This window comes from Rhizobium sp. L51/94 (assembly GCF_019355555.1).
Classification (GTDB): Bacteria; Pseudomonadota; Alphaproteobacteria; order Rhizobiales; family Rhizobiaceae; genus Rhizobium; species Rhizobium rhododendri.
Genome location: NZ_CP072141.1, coordinates 2,612,244 through 2,628,648, shown reverse-complemented (window position 1 = coordinate 2,628,648; position 16,405 = coordinate 2,612,244). Strand labels below are relative to the sequence as shown.

Annotated in this window: 16 protein-coding genes; 4 read left to right on the top strand and 12 right to left on the bottom strand. The window is 61.9% G+C overall.

The window, feature by feature from the left end:
* Complete coding sequence (locus tag J5274_RS12925) at window positions 1–780, top strand: TatD family hydrolase (protein ID WP_142828833.1); 780 nt, start codon at window positions 1–3, stop codon at window positions 778–780.
* Between the two features lie 4 nt (window positions 781–784).
* A complete protein-coding gene (locus tag J5274_RS12920; protein ID WP_142822727.1) occupies window positions 785–1,606 on the top strand; it encodes an MBL fold metallo-hydrolase in 822 nt (273 codons plus the stop codon).
* A gap of 424 nt (window positions 1,607–2,030) precedes the next feature.
* Here the strand turns inward: J5274_RS12920 and J5274_RS12915 are convergent, their stop codons facing one another.
* The 10 genes from J5274_RS12915 to J5274_RS12870 all read right to left on the bottom strand — a co-directional run bounded on the left by J5274_RS12915 (window position 2,031) and on the right by J5274_RS12870 (window position 11,449).
* Window positions 2,031–3,233 carry an ABC transporter substrate-binding protein gene (locus tag J5274_RS12915; protein WP_142822726.1) on the bottom strand — a complete coding sequence of 401 codons (1,203 nt, stop codon included), beginning with the start codon at window positions 3,231–3,233 and terminating at the stop codon, window positions 2,031–2,033.
* Between the two features lie 41 nt (window positions 3,234–3,274).
* Window positions 3,275–4,357 (bottom strand): branched-chain amino acid ABC transporter permease, encoded by a 1,083-nt coding sequence (locus J5274_RS12910; RefSeq protein WP_142822725.1) that lies wholly within the window; start codon window positions 4,355–4,357, stop codon window positions 3,275–3,277.
* A gap of 3 nt (window positions 4,358–4,360) precedes the next feature.
* Window positions 4,361–5,266 carry a branched-chain amino acid ABC transporter permease gene (locus J5274_RS12905; protein WP_142822724.1) on the bottom strand — a complete coding sequence of 302 codons (906 nt, stop codon included), beginning with the start codon at window positions 5,264–5,266 and terminating at the stop codon, window positions 4,361–4,363.
* Between the two features lies 1 nt (window position 5,267).
* On the bottom strand, window positions 5,268–6,002 hold the full coding sequence (locus tag J5274_RS12900) for an ABC transporter ATP-binding protein (protein ID WP_142822723.1): 735 nt from the start codon (window positions 6,000–6,002) through the stop codon (window positions 5,268–5,270).
* A complete protein-coding gene (locus J5274_RS12895; protein ID WP_219274623.1) occupies window positions 5,999–6,751 on the bottom strand; it encodes an ABC transporter ATP-binding protein in 753 nt (250 codons plus the stop codon). The genes J5274_RS12900 and J5274_RS12895 overlap by 4 nt, the downstream gene beginning before the upstream one ends.
* A gap of 262 nt (window positions 6,752–7,013) precedes the next feature.
* A complete protein-coding gene (locus J5274_RS12890; protein WP_142822721.1) occupies window positions 7,014–7,985 on the bottom strand; it encodes a biotin-dependent carboxyltransferase family protein in 972 nt (323 codons plus the stop codon).
* Entirely contained in the window at window positions 7,975–8,850 is an 876-nt protein-coding gene (locus tag J5274_RS12885) for an allophanate hydrolase subunit 1 (RefSeq protein ID WP_142822720.1), read from the bottom strand. Before J5274_RS12885 ends, J5274_RS12890 begins: the two co-directional genes overlap by 11 nt.
* A gap of 12 nt (window positions 8,851–8,862) precedes the next feature.
* Window positions 8,863–10,227, bottom strand: a complete 1,365-nt coding sequence (locus J5274_RS12880) for an acetyl-CoA carboxylase biotin carboxylase subunit (protein WP_142822719.1) — start codon at window positions 10,225–10,227, stop codon at window positions 8,863–8,865.
* Window positions 10,227–10,460 (bottom strand): acetyl-CoA carboxylase, encoded by a 234-nt coding sequence (locus J5274_RS12875; protein WP_142822718.1) that lies wholly within the window; start codon window positions 10,458–10,460, stop codon window positions 10,227–10,229. Before J5274_RS12875 ends, J5274_RS12880 begins: the two co-directional genes overlap by 1 nt.
* Before the next feature lie 74 nt (window positions 10,461–10,534).
* On the bottom strand, window positions 10,535–11,449 hold the full coding sequence (locus tag J5274_RS12870; RefSeq protein ID WP_224127675.1) for a LamB/YcsF family protein: 915 nt from the start codon (window positions 11,447–11,449) through the stop codon (window positions 10,535–10,537).
* Between J5274_RS12870 and J5274_RS12865 the strand changes: the two genes are divergently transcribed.
* Window positions 11,393–12,298, top strand: a complete 906-nt coding sequence (locus J5274_RS12865; RefSeq protein ID WP_142822716.1) for a LysR family transcriptional regulator — start codon at window positions 11,393–11,395, stop codon at window positions 12,296–12,298. The two genes, J5274_RS12870 and J5274_RS12865, sit on opposite strands and share 57 nt — an antisense overlap.
* Before the next feature lie 33 nt (window positions 12,299–12,331).
* Here the strand turns inward: J5274_RS12865 and malQ are convergent, their stop codons facing one another.
* Window positions 12,332–14,131 (bottom strand): 4-alpha-glucanotransferase, encoded by a 1,800-nt coding sequence (gene malQ, locus J5274_RS12860; RefSeq protein ID WP_142822715.1) that lies wholly within the window; start codon window positions 14,129–14,131, stop codon window positions 12,332–12,334.
* Window positions 14,132–14,418: 287 nt separating this feature from the next.
* On the opposite strand from malQ, the gene pcaD reads away from it, so the two are divergent.
* Window positions 14,419–15,219 (top strand): 3-oxoadipate enol-lactonase, encoded by an 801-nt coding sequence (gene pcaD, locus J5274_RS12855; RefSeq protein WP_142822714.1) that lies wholly within the window; start codon window positions 14,419–14,421, stop codon window positions 15,217–15,219.
* 16 nt (window positions 15,220–15,235) lie between these two features.
* Here the strand turns inward: pcaD and J5274_RS12850 are convergent, their stop codons facing one another.
* Window positions 15,236–16,375 (bottom strand): DUF2336 domain-containing protein, encoded by a 1,140-nt coding sequence (locus J5274_RS12850; RefSeq protein ID WP_142822713.1) that lies wholly within the window; start codon window positions 16,373–16,375, stop codon window positions 15,236–15,238.
* Window positions 16,376–16,405 lie beyond the last annotated feature (30 nt).

Genomic DNA, 16,405 nt, shown 5'->3' with positions numbered 1-16,405 from the left:
ATGCTGGTCGATACCCACTGCCACCTCGATTTTGCCGATTTCGCCGATGAGCGCGATGCCATCGTGGCGCGTGCCCACGCATCCGGCGTCGGCCAGATGGTGACGATCTCGACGCGGGTCGCCAAGCTGGACAGCCTGCTGGCGATCACCGACGCCTATCCGTCGGTGTTTTGCTCCGTCGGCACGCACCCGAACAATGCCGACGAGGAGCTCGACATCGAGGTCGAGGATCTCGTTCGGCTGTCGCGCCATCCGAAGGTGGTGGCCATCGGCGAGGCCGGGCTCGACTATTTCTACGACACCGTGAAGCCTGAAGATCAGCGCACCGGCTTTCTCCGACATATCGCTGCGGCGCGCGAAACCGGCCTGCCGCTTGTCATCCACAGTCGCAGCGCCGACGACGACATGGCTGAAATCCTGACCGAGGAAACAGGGAAGGGCGCCTTCCCCTTCATCCTGCACTGTTTCTCGGCGGGTGCCGATCTGGCAGCCACGGGCGTCGCGCTCGGCGGCTATATCTCGTTCTCCGGCATCCTGACTTTCCCCAAATCCGAGGAACTGCGCGCAGTGGCCAGGACCGTCCCGCATGACCGGCTTCTGGTCGAGACCGATGCGCCATACCTTGCGCCAAAACGCTGGCGCGGCAAGCGCAACGAGCCGTCCTACGTCGTCAACACGGCTGAAGTGCTGGCCGAGACCATCGGCGTCAGCAGTGCGGAAGTAGCGGCGCTGACGACCGAGAATGCATTCAGGATTTTTTCGAAGATGCCGAGGATCTGACGGCGTGACCTACAGGCGGCGGTTCACCATTCTCGGCTGCTCATCGTCTCCGGGCGTTCCGCGCATCACCGGCGACTGGGGCGCCTGCGACCCTACCAATCCCAAGAACAGGCGCAGCCGGGCGGCATTGCTGATCGAACAGTTTGCAGCCGATGGTGGCGTCACCACCGTCGTTGTCGACACCGGTCCCGACTTTCGCGAGCAGATGGTCCGCGCCAGGGTCGAGGCAATCGACGCGGTGCTTTACACCCACGCACACGCCGACCATATCCATGGCATCGACGACCTGCGCGGCTATTTCCACATCGACAACCAGCGCATTCCGATCCACGCCGACAGGGTCACCATGGACCGCATACGGCAAGGTTTTGGCTATTGCCTGGAAACACCGGCCGGCAGCAATTACCCGCCGATCGTCGCGCCCGTCATCATTGAGGATATGCAGGCGTTCGTAATCGACGGCGCCGGCGGCCCGATCCATGTCCAGTCGCATCTGCAGCAACACGGAGACATCCAGTCGCTCGGCTTTCGCATCGGCGACGTCGCATATTGCAGCGACGTCAGCGATTTCCCGCCAGCATCCATCCAGGCTCTCGCAAACCTCGACGTGCTGATCATCGACGCGCTCCAGTACCGGTTCCATCCAAGCCATCTGTCGCTGGAGCAATCGCTCGACTGGATCAGCCGCCTGAAGCCACAGCGCGCCATCCTGACCCACATGCACACACCGCTCGACTACGCCACCGTTCTCAGAGAAACACCAGCCAACGTCGAACCGGCCTACGACCAGATGAGCTTCGAGTTCGAGATCGACACGCCGGAGTAGCCGTGGATCTGCGATGGGTGCGGGGTTTGGTAGTATGTGGCTATCCACATCAGTTCCATAATCTATCTTATCCAACTTTTGTATTTAGCGGGGTGGGTTCAAGGATGAAGTGCGACTTGCAATAGATAACAATGGTTTATCGCTTGTAAGGAATGGGACATGAAACGCACCTACTCGCAGCTCGACATGGCCGAACGCCAGGATATTGCGCAAAGGACCCCTGCCCGTTGTTGCCAGCGTGGCCATGGGCGGCGACTGAGATGTGAGATTTAGCGCGGGATCAACGTCCGCCGCCTGGCCGGCTCTCGGCGTAGCTTCGGTAAGCCCGCGTCACACTTTTCTCCGTAGCAGAACTTGAAAAGCCCGGCCGCTTGGAGGCGGTCGGGCTTTTTGGTTTTGGGGGGTCAGACCCGGTGGTGGGTTGTTATTTCTTGACCAAAGCTTCCATTGGAACTGGCTCGGAGATCGTCCAGTTGCCGACGACGCCGGGCTTGCCGTTCTTGGTTTCGACGATCAGGTAGCGCGCCTTGTTCTGGTGGTGCAGTTCGGCGGTGAAGGTGCGCGGTCCAAAGAGCGTCGGCTCGTCCTTCATCTTCTCGAGTTCGGCAACCACCGCGTCGGCATCGGTCGTGCCTGCGCGCTGGACGGCCTTGGCCCAGACGTCGATCATCGAATAGCCGGGATAGACATACTGGCTGGAAGGATCCGTGCCGGTCTTCTTCTTATAGACGGCATTGAATTTCTGCACATCGGGATTTGGGTCGTCGCCGTAGATGGACCCCTGAACCGGCGTGTAGAAGTTCGAAAGGTCCGGCACGGCCGACAGCCAGTAGCTGCCATCGACGCCGGAGCCGTTGAGGATCATCGAGTTGATACCGGCGGCGCGGATCTGCTTGATCGCCGAGACGGCGCCCGGCATCATCGTGCAGAGCATGATGGCGTCAGGCTCCTTGGGGAGCGACTTGATGCGGGTGATCTGGGCGGCGATCGAGGCATCTTCGTTCTTGAAGGTATCCTGGCCCACGAGCTTGGCGCCCTGGGCTTCGAGCTTCGGCATCATCCAGTCGAAGCCGTCGCAGATGCCCTTGTTGTATTCCGTCCAGGTGTCGAGCAGGCGGTAGAAGGTCTGGGCCTTCTTTTCCTTGAAGGCCCATTCGGCCATCGTCGCGCCCTGCACCGCTGCCAGCACGGAAGCCGAGAAGCTGTGCTTGCCGACGCCCTGGATACCGGCTTTGACCGATTCCGCGCAAAGGAAGAACGACACCAGTCCGGCATCTTCGGCGGCCAGCGCTGCCGGTGCCCCGAAATCGTAGTCGCAGGAAACGACCACCAGACTTGCGCCCTGGTCGATGACCGACAGGCCGGCCTTGGCGCCTTCTGCACGGTCGGATTTCGTGTCGGCCGATACGACTTCGATCTTCTTGCCGAGCAGGCCGCCGGCAGCGTTGATCTCGTCGATGCGGATCATCGCGGCATCGGTTGCGGGCTTGTCGTAAGCCTGCATGAAGCCGGATGCGGCCGTCGCAAAGCCGACAACGATCTTGCTGTCGTCGGCCATGGCCGGAACTGCGGCCGCGGCGAATGCCGTGGCCAGAACTGCTGCAAATAGTCTTCTTACGTATTCCATTAGCTGCTCCTTTATTGCCTGACGATTGTTGTCCTCGTCGGCTATTTGTTATGTTTACGCCTGAAAAACGTGATCTCGCGATTGCCTATCAAGCCGGCAGGACGAAGCGCGAGAATTACGATCATGATGACACCGAGGGCGATCTCCTGGAGCCCCTTGGGAAGAGCGAGGGTGACTGTGCCCACGGGGACACCCGCCTCCAGCCAGCGCAGAGCCTGGATGAGGGCAGAGAGAAGGACCACGCCGATCACCGCGCCGGAAAGGCTGCTCATGCCGCCGACGACGAGCATGGAAAGCGTGATGAAGGTGAGGCCGAGGTAGAAATTGTCGGGCGTGACGACGCCGATCGAATGCGCCATCAGAGCGCCTCCGAGACCCATGACCACGCCTGAGATGGTAAACGCGACCAACCGTTCCTTCGGGATGTCGACGCCCGAGGCCGCTGCTGCGGTCGGCTCGTCGCGGGCGGCGCGCAAGGCCAGTCCCGAGCGGGAGATGGCATGGGCCCAAGCGATGAAGATGGCGAGGACGGCAGCACCCACGTAAGGCCAGATGAGGCGGACGATGGGAATGCCCACCACCGACGACGTCGCGCCGGTGACGTCCTGCCAGTTGGAGTAGATGGTATTGATCATCGCCAGCATCGCGAAGGTGGCGATCGAGGCTGCAATGCCCGACAGGCGCATCAGCACCCGCCCGAACACCAAGGCCGCCAGCCCGGCAAAGATCGCCGCGATGATCGCAGACTCCCAGTATGGAAGACGCGTCTCGAGCAGCCACCCGGGCAAGCCCGGAAGCGCGCTCTTCTTCATCATCGGGCTGATGGTCAGCCACGCTGCGGCATAGGCACCCATGCAGGTAAATCCGATATGGCCGAAGCTGAGGACCCCGGAGTTGCCGATGAAGATATAGAGCCCGACGACCAGGGTGATGCGGACGAAGACATCGATCACCGCCTGGTTGAACGGACGCGAGCCGGTCATGACGGTCAGCACGGCGATCGCCAGCATGAGCAGAGACAGCAGGATCGGCGTCATGATCGTGCGCCGGGCGAGCGCGAAGGGTGCGGGCTTGCGCGGCGATGCCAGTTCGGCCGGCAAGGCGGGAGCGGTAGCAGTGGTCATGGATCAGACCCTTTCCTTGGTGCCGCGCGCGGCGATCAGACCTTGCGGACGGAAGAGGAGGACGAGGATGACGGCGCCATAGACGAAGGCATCACGGAACGGACGCGCATCGATCGGCAACACCACCTGCATGATGACGGAGGCAGCACCCAGCAGGAAGCCGGCAAGCACTGCACCCGGAAGACTGCCGAGGCCGCCGATCACGGTTGCGATGAATGCCATCAGCATGATCGCCCCACCCATCTGGATATCGGCGGTGCCTGTCTGGCAGACGAAGATCAGCGAGATTGCGCCAGCCAGCGCTCCGGACAATGCGAAGGCCCCCATGATCACCCGGTTGGCCCTCACCCCGAGCATCCGTGCCATCGAGAAGTTTTCGGCGGCTGCGCGCATTTCCAGCCCGAACCTCGTGCGGCGCAGGAAGAGCGAAAGGGCGATCAGGATCAACACTGTCGCGACGATGGTGATCAGCTGCAGCAGAGGCAGCCGGGCGCCGAAGATCTCCACCGGTTGCGAGAGCATGGGCAGCAGCGAGATCGACTTCGGGCGGCTCGTGAAGAGCATCAGCAGGAAGTAGCGGATGACGAAGCCGAGTGCGAAAGAGGCGATCATCATGGTGGCCGGGTTGGCACGGCGAAAACGGCGGAAGACGACGACTTCGCAGAGGACCGACAGCGCAGCACCGGTAGCAAGCACGAGCGGCACCAGCAGGTACCATGGCAGGTTTCCGGCAAAGACGATGGCCATCGCATCCGTGGATGGCCAGAGCAATGCGAAGACGCAGAAGGCGATGACGTCCCCGTGGGCGAAATTCACCAGGCGCATGACGCCGAAGATCAGCGCGATGCCGAGGGCGCCGAGCGCGTAGAGCGAACCGAGTGACAGCGAGTCAAATACGATCTGCAACATCTCACTTGTCCTCGTAGCCGAAATAGGCGGCCTGGATGGCCTCGCTGGTGCCGAGTTCGCGCGCGTCGCCGTCGAGCACGATCTCGCCACCGCGCATCAGCAGCATTCGACCGCCGACGAGATTGGCGCGGGTGGAACTCTGTTCAACGATCAGCAGCGTCAACTTGCGCAGCGCCTGCAGGGCAATCAGCCGCTCGTACACCTGGTCGGTGATATTGGGCGCCAGCCCGAGCGACGGCTCGTCGATGGCGATAAGGCGCGGATTGGTCATCAGCGCCCGGCCGATGACGAGCATCTGCTGCTGGCCGCCGGACAGCAGGCCGGCCTGGCCGTTGCGGCGTTCCTTCAGCATCGGGAATGTCTGGTAGACCGCCTCGAGATCCTCGGCGACCTTGGCCTTCCAGCCGCGATCCTTTGCCTTCATTCCGGTGCCGACCAGCAGATTTTCCTCGATGGTCAGCGAACCGAAGACATCCCGGCCCTCAGGCACCAGCGAAAAGCCGAGGCGGGCAATATCCTCCGGCGCGCGGCCGGTGATATTGTAGCCGTCGAAATCGATCGTCCCTGCAAAGGCGGGCGTGACGCCGGCAATTGCGCGGAGCAACGATGACTTGCCGGCGCCGTTTGGCCCGGTAATGAAAACCGTATCACCATCCCTGATGGAAAACGACACGCCGCGCACGGCCGTCAGGCGACCGTAGCGAACCTCGATATCGGCGAGAACCAGCAGGCTCATAGCAGCACCTCCACGACCGGTAGCGGTGTGTCAGCAGCGGTCCCCATGTAGGCGTGGCGGACCTTTTCGCTGTTGCGGATCGCAGTCGGTGTCCCCTCCTCTATGACAGCACCGGAATCGAGCACGACGATGTGGTCGCAGAGACCGAGGACGAGACCGACATTGTGCTCGATGATCAGCACGCCGCAGCCGAGTTCGCGGGCGATCTTGCGCACAAGGGACGACAAGTCGGCCGCCTCCTGGCTGCTCATGCCGGCGGCGGGCTCGTCGAGAAGGATGTAGGCTGGGCGGCCCATCAGCGCGCGGCCGATAGCGACCCGGCGCTCGTCCGTGTAGGGAAGCGTTCCGGCGATACGCGAACCGAGCGATCCGATGCCCATCCAGTCGAGCATGGCCTCAGCTTCGGCGACGGCGGCGCGCCGGCTCATGCCGAGCCCGACGCCGGTCACTTCCAGATTGTCGACGACCGCGAGGTCGCGAAACAGGCGCCCGCCCTGGAACGTTCGGGCGATGCCCCTGCGGCGCACCTGATGCGGCTTGAGGCGATTGAGCGATGCTCCATCGAGCTTCACTTCGCCCTCCGTCGGCGCCTGAAATCCGGTGAGGACGTTGACGAGCGTCGTCTTGCCGGCACCGTTCGGGCCGATCAGTCCGCTGATATGTCCGGGCGTGATGTCGAGCGTCACCGACGACAGCGCCTTGAGCCCTGCAAAGGCGACCGATATGTTTTGCGCGCTCAGTTCAACCATGTTCCCAGTTCCTTGTGTTACCGATGGAAAGGGAACGACGGGTCCGGCCGTGTTACAGCCTGCCGAGTCTAGCTATGTTCCCCTTTTTCGGTACCGGCGATCTCTGCGGACCACTCGGCTGCCAAAGTCTCGCCGTTTACCGGCTTTGTCTTGTTGTTGCGCGTGCCAGCCTTTGTCGGCTGGCGCTTCGAAGGGCCGGCTCGCGCCGACCTTAGCCTCGTCCCTTCCCTCGCCCGGTCCTGACCGGTCGCGGGCCGCTGCCTCAGGCGGTCAGGTAGTCTTCCGCCTTCCGGAGTTCGGCGCGGCGATCGGCGCGCGCAGCAAGAGCTTCCTCGAGGGTGACGGGAACGAAGCGCGCTGGCGTATGGGGCTGCATCTGGGCGATGCGATCCATGTCTGCCGAAATCACCACGCCGAGCATCATGTAGCCACCGCCCGATACGGCGTCACGGTGGAGGACGATCGGCTCCGTGCCGCTCGGCACCTGAACCGAGCCATAGGGGTAGCAGGCATCGACGATATTGGAAGGGTCGGAACCTGCACCAAAAGGCTGTTCACGGGGCATGAATTCCAGCGGTGTACCCCCACGAAAGCGGTAGCCGATGCGATCTGCCTCTGGGGCTACCTTCCAGGTATCCTCGAAGAACCGCTTTCCTGCAGCCTCGGTGATCCTGTGCCAGTAGATGCCGGGCAGCATGCGCAGTTCTGCCGGCATCGCGCCGAGGCCGCGCAGGGCCGCTGGTAGCGAGCGGCCGGCGGTACCGGTTGCCTGCCCGATGGGAAGCTCGTCACCGGCTTTCAGCACGCGGCCTTCAAAGCCGCCGAGCGCGCCCAGCACGTAGGTGGAGCGGGACCCGAGCACGACGGGCACGTCGATGCCGCCCGAAATCGCAATATAGGCGCGCGCGCCGGATTTGAGGTAGCCAAAGGAGAGACGGCCGCCCGCCTTGACCTCGAAGCTTTCCCAGGTTGGGCGCTCCTCGCCGTTGACCTTGGGCGGCAACTCGCCGCCGGTGATGGCGACCACGGCCGGTTGAGTGAACTCCAGCTCAGGCCCCATGAACGTCGCTTCGAGGACCGCTGCTCCTGCGTCGTTGCCGACAAGCAGGTTTGCCATACGGCTCGAAAACCGGTCCATGCCGCCGCCTTCGGGGATGCCGACGTGATAATAGCCGGGGCGACCGAGGTCCTGCACGGAGGTCGCAAGGCCGGGACTGATGACTTTAACGGCCATTGAGAAGCTCCATCAGTTGGACATTGGTACCAAGCATGTCTTTGTTGAAGTCGGTGAGCTTGAAGGTGCAATCGCGCGTCGTGGGCTGCCAGCGGTTCGCCTCGATTTCCTCAAGCGTGCCATCGTATTCGTCACGCGTGATCGACTTGAACTTGACGATGTCACCCGGCTTGAAGAGGCACATCTCGTCGGTGAGATAGCGGATCTTGCGGGTCGGGTCATAGATCGGTGCCGGCGTGACGCCGTACATCTGGTAGCCGCCGGCGCCGCGTACCGAATAGATCGCCGCAAAGCAGCCGCCGTGACCGACGGTGAGTTTCGGTGTGTCCGTACGGGGACGCAGGTATTTCGGCGCCTCGATCTGCTTCTTGCGCTCCACCATCTGGTAGAGCCATGGCAGGCCCGCCACGAAGCCGACCATGGAAACGAACCAGGGCTGACCGGAATAGGCGGCGATGAATTCCTCGATCGTGGCGTATCCGTTTATGCGGGCCGAATATTCGAGGTCCGTCGCGCTGGGGTCCTGATGACGCTCGCGGAAGCGCATTTCCGTCTCGTGGGTCCAGGGATCCTGGAAATAGACGGGAAGCTCGATGATGCGTGTTTTAAGCGCGGCGTCGGATTTCGACGCGGCGTCTTCCATTGACTGCAGTTCTTTCAGAAGATCTTGCGGCGAAATGACATCCGGATCGAAGCGGATCTGGAAGCTCGCATTGGCCGGGCAGGTCTCCGTGACCCCTCGGATACCGGCCTCGCGAACCGCGTTGATCATCGAAAGGCCGGTGAAGAACGAAGTGAGCGACATTTCCTCGGACACCTCGCCGAAGATGTGTTCGTCACCGCCGAAGTTGAAGCGTATCGACATCGGTTCTCCTTTTCAGCTGGCAAGCGCCGCTGCGTTTTCGACAAGCCAGCCTTCCAGCCAGCGCGTATGCACGTCTCCTGATTGGACTGCCGGATCTGCGGCAAGTGCCAGAAACAGCGGCTTGGTCGTCTTCATGCCCGAGATCTTGAGTTCGCCCAATGCCCTTTGCAGCCGCGCAATCGCCCCTTCCCGGGTCTCTGCGTGGACGATCAGCTTGGCGAGAAGTGAATCGTAGAAGGGCGGCACCTGGTAACCGGCGTAGAGCATCGAATCGAAGCGAACGCCGGGGCCGCCGGGTATTCTGAGATCGCCGACCTTGCCCGGAAACGGCGCAAAGTCCTTGGCGGGATCTTCCGCATTCAGCCGCACTTCGATTGCGTGTCCGCTGACCCTGATATCGGCTTGGGACAATCGCAATGGCTCGCCGCCGGCAATCCGCAGCATCTCCGCCACGAGATCGATGCCGGTCACAGCCTCGGTCACGGGATGTTCAACCTGGATACGGGTGTTCATTTCGATGAAATAGAAGCGGTCGGCAGCATCGTCGTAGAGGTATTCGACTGTCCCCGCGCCGGAATAGGCGACGGCCTTTGCGAGCGCTACGGCCGAGGCGCAGAGTTCTTCGCGCAGCGCATCTGAGAGGGCTTGCGAAGGCGCCTCCTCCCAGACTTTCTGGCGACGACGTTGCAGCGAGCATTCCCGCTCGTAGCAATGGACCGCATTATGGCCATCGGCAAGCACCTGCACCTCGATATGGCGGGCACGGCCTATGACCTTCTCCATGTAAAGGCCTCCGTCCCCGAAAGCAGCCAGGGCTTCGGCCTGGGCCTGCGGATAGGCCTGCTCGAACTCGGCTGACGAATTGGCGATGCGGATGCCGCGTCCGCCACCGCCGGCAGCGGCCTTGATCATTACCGGGAAACCGGTCTCTGCCAGAACGTCCCGCGCTGCCTCGATGCTTTCGACGCGACCGACCGAACCCGGAACGACGGGAACGCCGGCAGCAGACGCAGCGAGGCGCGCCGAAACCTTGTCGCCCATCAAGCGGATTGCATTGCCGGAGGGGCCAACGAAGACGAGGCCTGCCGCCGTCACAGCATCGGAAAACTCGGCATTTTCGGCAAGGAAGCCGTAGCCCGGATGAATGCTGTCACAACCGGTGTCGCGGGCTGCCGCCAACAGGGCCTCGATGTTCAGGTAGGACTTCTTGGCTGCCGGTGGACCGATGTTGACGGCTTCGTCTGCAAGCTGAACATGCAACGCATCCGCGTCGGCCGTGGAATAAACTGCTACCGTCGCAATACCGAGGTCCTTGGCAGCGCGGATGACGCGCACTGCGATCTCGCCGCGATTGGCTATCAGCAACTTCTTCAGCATCAGCCGACGTCCGCCAGCGGTGCGCCTGCCATGACAGGGTCTTCGTTATCGACAAGGAAGGAAATCCCGCTACCGGCAACCTCTGCCTTGACCTCGTGGAAGGACTTCATCACCTCGATCAGGCCGATGACGTCGCCAATCGCGACATCGTCGCCGTCGGCCTTCAAAGGTGGCTGGCCAGGTGCCGCACTGCGGTAGAACGTTCCGGGAAGCGGTGAAAGGATCTGTGGCATGGAATGGGTCTCCTGTTCCGACAATGCGAGATGGATGCAGGCAATAAGGCCGCCATAGGTGGCGGCCGCCGAAATCAGTGCCAGGGCGCGATTGCGCTGCGCACGGCCTTGGCAATATCGATAGCGTTCGGCGTATCTGAATGCACGCAAATCGTTTCGCAGCCAACCGGGAAGAGACTGCCGTCGGTAGCCGTGCCCTGCTTGTCCGTCAATGCGCGCACGCAGCGGGACGCCATCAGCTCCGGATCCATGGCCGGATGCTCGCGCGTGACGATCAGCGCACCCGCCGGCGTATAGTCGAGATCGGCATAGAATTCCGGGATGAAGCGGATGCCGCGCTGCGGGTAGATGCTTTCGTGCAGGGTACCTGTCATGCCGAACACCGGCACACCGAACACCTCTGCCGCATCACATATGCCTTGAGCAACTTCTTCCTGGCGGGCGGCCATGTTGTAAAGGCTGCCATGCGGTTTGATGTGATTGAGCGGCATGTTTTCCGCTTTCAGGAAACCGAGCAGCGCGCCGACCTGGTAGATGACCGAGTTGGCGATCTCCTGCCGGCTCATCTTCATCTCGCGTCGGCCAAAACCCTGGAGATCAGGAAGCGACGGGTGTGCCCCGACTTTGACGCCATGCTCCTTGGCGCGGAGGACTGTTGTTCGCATATGGTCGGGATCGGATGCATGGAAGCCGCAGGCCACATTCGCCGCATCAATAAGCGGCATAAGCCCGGCGTCGTCGCCCAGCCTGTAAAGGCCAAAGCTCTCTCCCATGTCACAGTTCAGCGTGACGCTCATCGTTGTCGTGCCCCTTATAAGCTGCCGTCTTTGCGGCGTTGCACAAATCTTGTCCGAGCTTTTGCCTCTTGTGAAATAGTAATTTTCGTAATGTAATATCGAAAAAAACGATAATAAGAAATTGGTGGAACAGATATGAGCATCACGCTGAAACAACTGGATTATTTTATTGCGTCTGCAGAAAGTGGACAAGTGAGCCACGCGGCCGTCAACCTCAACATCTCCCAATCGGCGGTAACGGCAGCGATAAAATCGCTGGAAGAGGAGCTTGGGGTCAAGCTTCTGGAGAGGACGCATGGAGGTGTGCGGCTGACGATGGAGGGCGCCCGGTTCCTCGATCACGCACGGATCATCACCGGAGCGGTCGCCGCTGCGGTTCACAGCCCTCTGCGCGAGCGTGCGGAACTGTCGGGAAAACTGACCATGGGCATGACTTACACGGTGACCGGCTACTTCATGTCGAAATACTACGCGCGCTTCCGGAAGACCTACCCGCATATCTCGGTGGAGATCAGGGAATTGCCCCGCGCCGAAGTCGAGCGACAGCTGGCCAGCGGCGACCTGGATATCGCGATCATGCTGGTCTCCAACCTGGCGAATTCGGACGAACTCGAACAGGAACTGCTGCTGCGATCGTCACGCCGACTTTGGCTCTCGGCCGATCACCACCTGCTTTCACGGACCGAAATCAGCCTCGCCGACGTCGCGCAGGAGGACTATGTGATGCTGACCGTCGACGAGGCGAGCACGACCGCCACACGCTACTGGGATGCTGCCGGTAAAAAGCCGAATGCCGTGTTGACGACCAGCTCCGTCGAGGCCGTCCGCTCGCTCGTCGCAGCCGGTGTCGGCGTCACTATCCTGTCGGACATGGTTTATCGGCCGTGGTCTCTCGAGGGGCAGCGCATCGAAGTTCGCAGACTGATCGAACCCGTCCCCAGTATGGATGTCGGACTGGCCTGGGCGCGCGCGCGACCTATGGCCACGGCCGCAGCGACATTCCGGGCTTTCATGTCCGTGACACTTGGTGGTGGGGGCTGAGCCAGCAAGTTACCTCAGCCTGCTGCCTTTGCACTATCGCGGTCGGATCTGACTGATGGCGCTGACGATTTCACGAAACAGCGGTGCCTCACCGAGCGATTCCAGCGGGACTGACAGCTTGGGCTTCCAGTTCGGATAGCTGGTGCTGGTACCTGGAATGTTGGTCGGGTTCGGTTCGTTGGTGAGGTCTGCAAGCCTGACCGCTACCATCGCGGATGGCGTCTGCGCGATATAGCGATAGGAGGCTACGGCAAGAGCAATACTTTCGTCTTCGCCCGTTGTTATCGCTGGCTCGCGAACCTCGGCATCTGCAAAGGCACGCAGGAGGTCATCACGCTCCTCCTGCCTTGCGATCTCGTGGACTTCGGCAAGCTCGGCGGGCACCAGCCGATGCTCAGAGCGTAGAGCAATGTCGTCGCCGCGCCACCAGCCCGTAAATGTCTGGTGATCGTGGGTGGAGACGCAGGCAAGCGCGAGGGCCGGGTACGCTTCCGGTGCGATGAACCCCTGCCCGTTTCGCTCGTAGGACAGAATGCGGTAGGAGAGGATCTGCGCGTCGGCGAGGTCTTCGCGGAGACCACCGGGGATATTGCCGAGATCTTCGCCAATGACAATAGAGCGGTATTGCTGCGATGCGCTGGAAAGGACCTGGATCAGGTCTTCCTGCGGATAGGAAACATATGCCCCGTCTGCCGGAGTGCCGCTGGTGGGTACGAGAAAGAGGCGCGAAAGAGCGGCCGCGTGGTCGATGCGGATAGCGCCGGCGTAGCGCATGGCAGCCGCCAGCATCTTTTGGAACGGCGAGGCTTCGCCAGATGCGATCGCGTCCGGCAGAAGGGCGGCCAGCCGCCAGTCCTGGCCGTCGATGGCATAGGGTTCGGGCGGGTTACCGATGCTGGCGCCGGAGACGTAGAAATCCGGGTCGCTCCAGGTCGCAGAGCCGTCGAGCGCCTCGCCGACGGCAAGGTCGAGGTATAGCCCGATGCGCATGCCACGTTCCCTGGCACGGGTGCCGGCTAGGCCGAGTTGCTGATGCGCCAGCCACTGCAGCCATTTGTGGAACATGATGTTTTCGGCGTGCTCCTCCGCAAAGCGGCCGACCTCCTCTGAAAATGGAGTGCGATAAGCCTCCGGCCATGCGTGCCAACCGGTCCCGACACCGCGCCTGGCCATCTCGGTAGAGAGGGCTTCAAAGAGGGCGTGTCGCTGCAGACCTTCGCCGCCTTCCGAGACATAGGCGGCAAAATCAGGGCTACCGCGACCGCCCTTCCCGCTCGTCCAGAGATCTAGCAGCACCTCGAGCTTCAGTTCCGCCACTTGCCTGTAGTCCACAAGCTCCGTGGCACGAAGTCGCCGGATGCGCTCATCCAGCGCGGGCGTCATCACGAAGCCTTCGACCGCATCGACTGAAATATAGAAAGGGTTGAGAAACTGCCTGTTGGAAGGCTCATAGGGGCTGCAGCGCTCGGGATCGGCCGTGAATGGTGCATGCAGCGGGTTAAGGCCAATGAAGTCGGCACCCAGCGGGCCGGCGATATCGCAGCACGCCTCAAGGTCGAGGAAGTCACCGATGCCCCAGTTCCGGGCTGAACGAAGCTCGTAGAGTTGCAGGCTCAGACCCCAGCACGGACGGTCCACGATTTCTGGAGGTAGGAAACAGTTGGCGGGGCATGTGGGTGCTGTTTCATCATCGAACGTGACCTTGAGCGCCGTCAGCATCATCCGCAGTGTAGCGTCGGATACTGCCGTTGTGCTGCCGTCAGAGAGCGGCCTTCGGAGGTCTATGCCGTGGATGCGGGCAATGCTTCTCAGGCTCTGATGATGTTTCTGCATTGGCTGTCAATTCCTCGAGCGCCGGGACGGAGGCCCTTGCGGCGTTGCTAGGACAACAAAATCGGTTTGCTATTGTTCCGAACCAATCCGCCAGCCATTGGGTAGATGAGCGTCGGAATGCTCTCCCCGAGGTGTCCGTGGCTCGGAGTGGCGACTGATCGAACTGACCTAAGCCGCTCGCTGCAACGGACTGATTTTCTTTGCCGTGCAGCGATCCTCATGGCAATAGAGCGTTTTGCCGGCATGCCGCTGGCTAAGGAAGCCTAAACCGATCGTGAGGACAAAGCATGCAGTTTGCCCGCATCAACGATGTGATGATCCATTATCAAATCATCGGCGCGCCGGCCGACAAGCCGACGATCGTCTTTGCCAATGCTCTCGGCACGGATTTCCGCATATGGCGCGACGTGATCGTCCGCCTTGCGGGCGATTTCGCCATCGTCCTCTATGACAAGCGCGGTCATGGTCTTTCGGATGTTGGCCGGACGCCATATGCGATCGAGGACCATGCCGGCGACCTCGCCGGTCTTCTCGACATGCTCTCGGTCAGCAATGCGTATATCTGCGGGCTGTCTGTTGGTGGGCTTATTGCCCAGTCGCTTTACCATCGCCGTCCGGAACTGGTACGAGGTCTCATCCTTTGCGGCACGGCGCCGAGGATAGGGACACCCGCACTCTGGAACGACCGCATCGCCGCAGTCAATGCCGGTGGCATCGAGGCGCTTGCCGACGGCATCATGGAGCAATGGTTCACGGTAGAATTCCGACGCCCAGAGAATACAGCCTATGCCGGCTATCGGAATATGCTGGTCCGTCAGCCGGCCGAGGGATACGTGGCGACCTGCGAGGCGTTGAGAGACGCGGACTATGAGGCGGCGGCGACGTCCATCGCCGTACCGACGATCTGTGTCGCCGGCGGTAAGGACGGCTCGACACCGCCAGTTGTCGTTCTGGCGATGGCCAAGCGTATTCCCGATGCGCGCTATGAGCTGATCCGCGATGCCGGACATATAGCCTGCGTCGAACAGCCGGCATTGCTTACCGAAATCATCAAGGCTTTCATCGCCGAAGTCGAGGCGGGGAAATAGGCGATCCTTAGGTTTCTCAGGCCGCGCAGGGCATTGCCTGGGAGACGAAATTGCGGGCCGATTGACGCTGCTCCTGGATGTGCAGCTTTTCCACCATCACCAGCAAGTCGGTGGCGCCGCCAGCAGTGCCGTGTCTCCGACCAAGGCGTCGCAACAGACGTTGAGACACGGTATCGAGCATCGTCTCCATGGTCGAACGCGAAGCCTGGCGCCAGAGCATCGTCGCCTCGACGAACAGCGTGCTGATGTCGCGCGGCAATCCGGCGGCTTCAAAGAGGGCACGCACGGCATGCATGCGTCCGGTGCCGAGGATGGAACGGACGCGGGGCTCGCTGCAGCCTGAGAGATTGGCGACGGCGCCGGCAAAGAAATCGACCTTGCCGCTGCACAGCGTGTGCATCAGGAAAGCCGGCGTCAGGCGCCCGGACAGCCGCAGGTGCTCGACCATTCCGGAGATTTCATCATGGTTGACGGCACCCGCGATTGCCACGGTAGCCGCTTCGCCTGCCTCTCGGGTCACATGCTGCAGGCGGCGCGGGCTGAGGGTTGCCTGTACGAGCGAAAATTCCGCCAGCGCGTCGCTGACCTGCTGCATCAGCAGATGGCGTGCATCGCAGGGCAAGTCATGCATCTCCAGCAGCAGACGGCGGATATCGGCGGAATGGCCGAGCCGATCTGTGACACGCTTCAACGAAGCGCGCGACCAGCAAGCCCCGCCATTCTCCAGCAGGCAAAGAACTTCCTCTTCGTCGCCGATCTCGGCAATGGCCGCGACAACCGAGGGACCGAGCGCTCCGCGCGAGGCAATCAGCACCCGCGTGACGCTGTCGCCGCGCGAAGCGAGGTCGACGAGATCGGCGTCGTTAAACAGCGGCGAGCAGAGGATGACCTGCGCAGCAATTTCGGGCTGGTCGGTTGCCAGCGACAGGATGACGTTGCGCGGCGCATCTGCTGCATGGGCCAACGCTTCCGCGAGAGACAGGCGGACGCGTGGTGATGGATCGTCAAGCAGGAAAGTCATCGCCATCTCGGCCGCATCGCGTTCGGCAGCTGGCATGGTTGTGCCAAGATACGCCCGTCCGAGCGCATTGGCAGCCCTTGCCCTGTCGCCGGCCTTGGCCGTTTCCGCCCAGCGAAGAAATGCCTCTACGATCACTTTTCCGGCCTCGATGTTGGGGACGGCTGC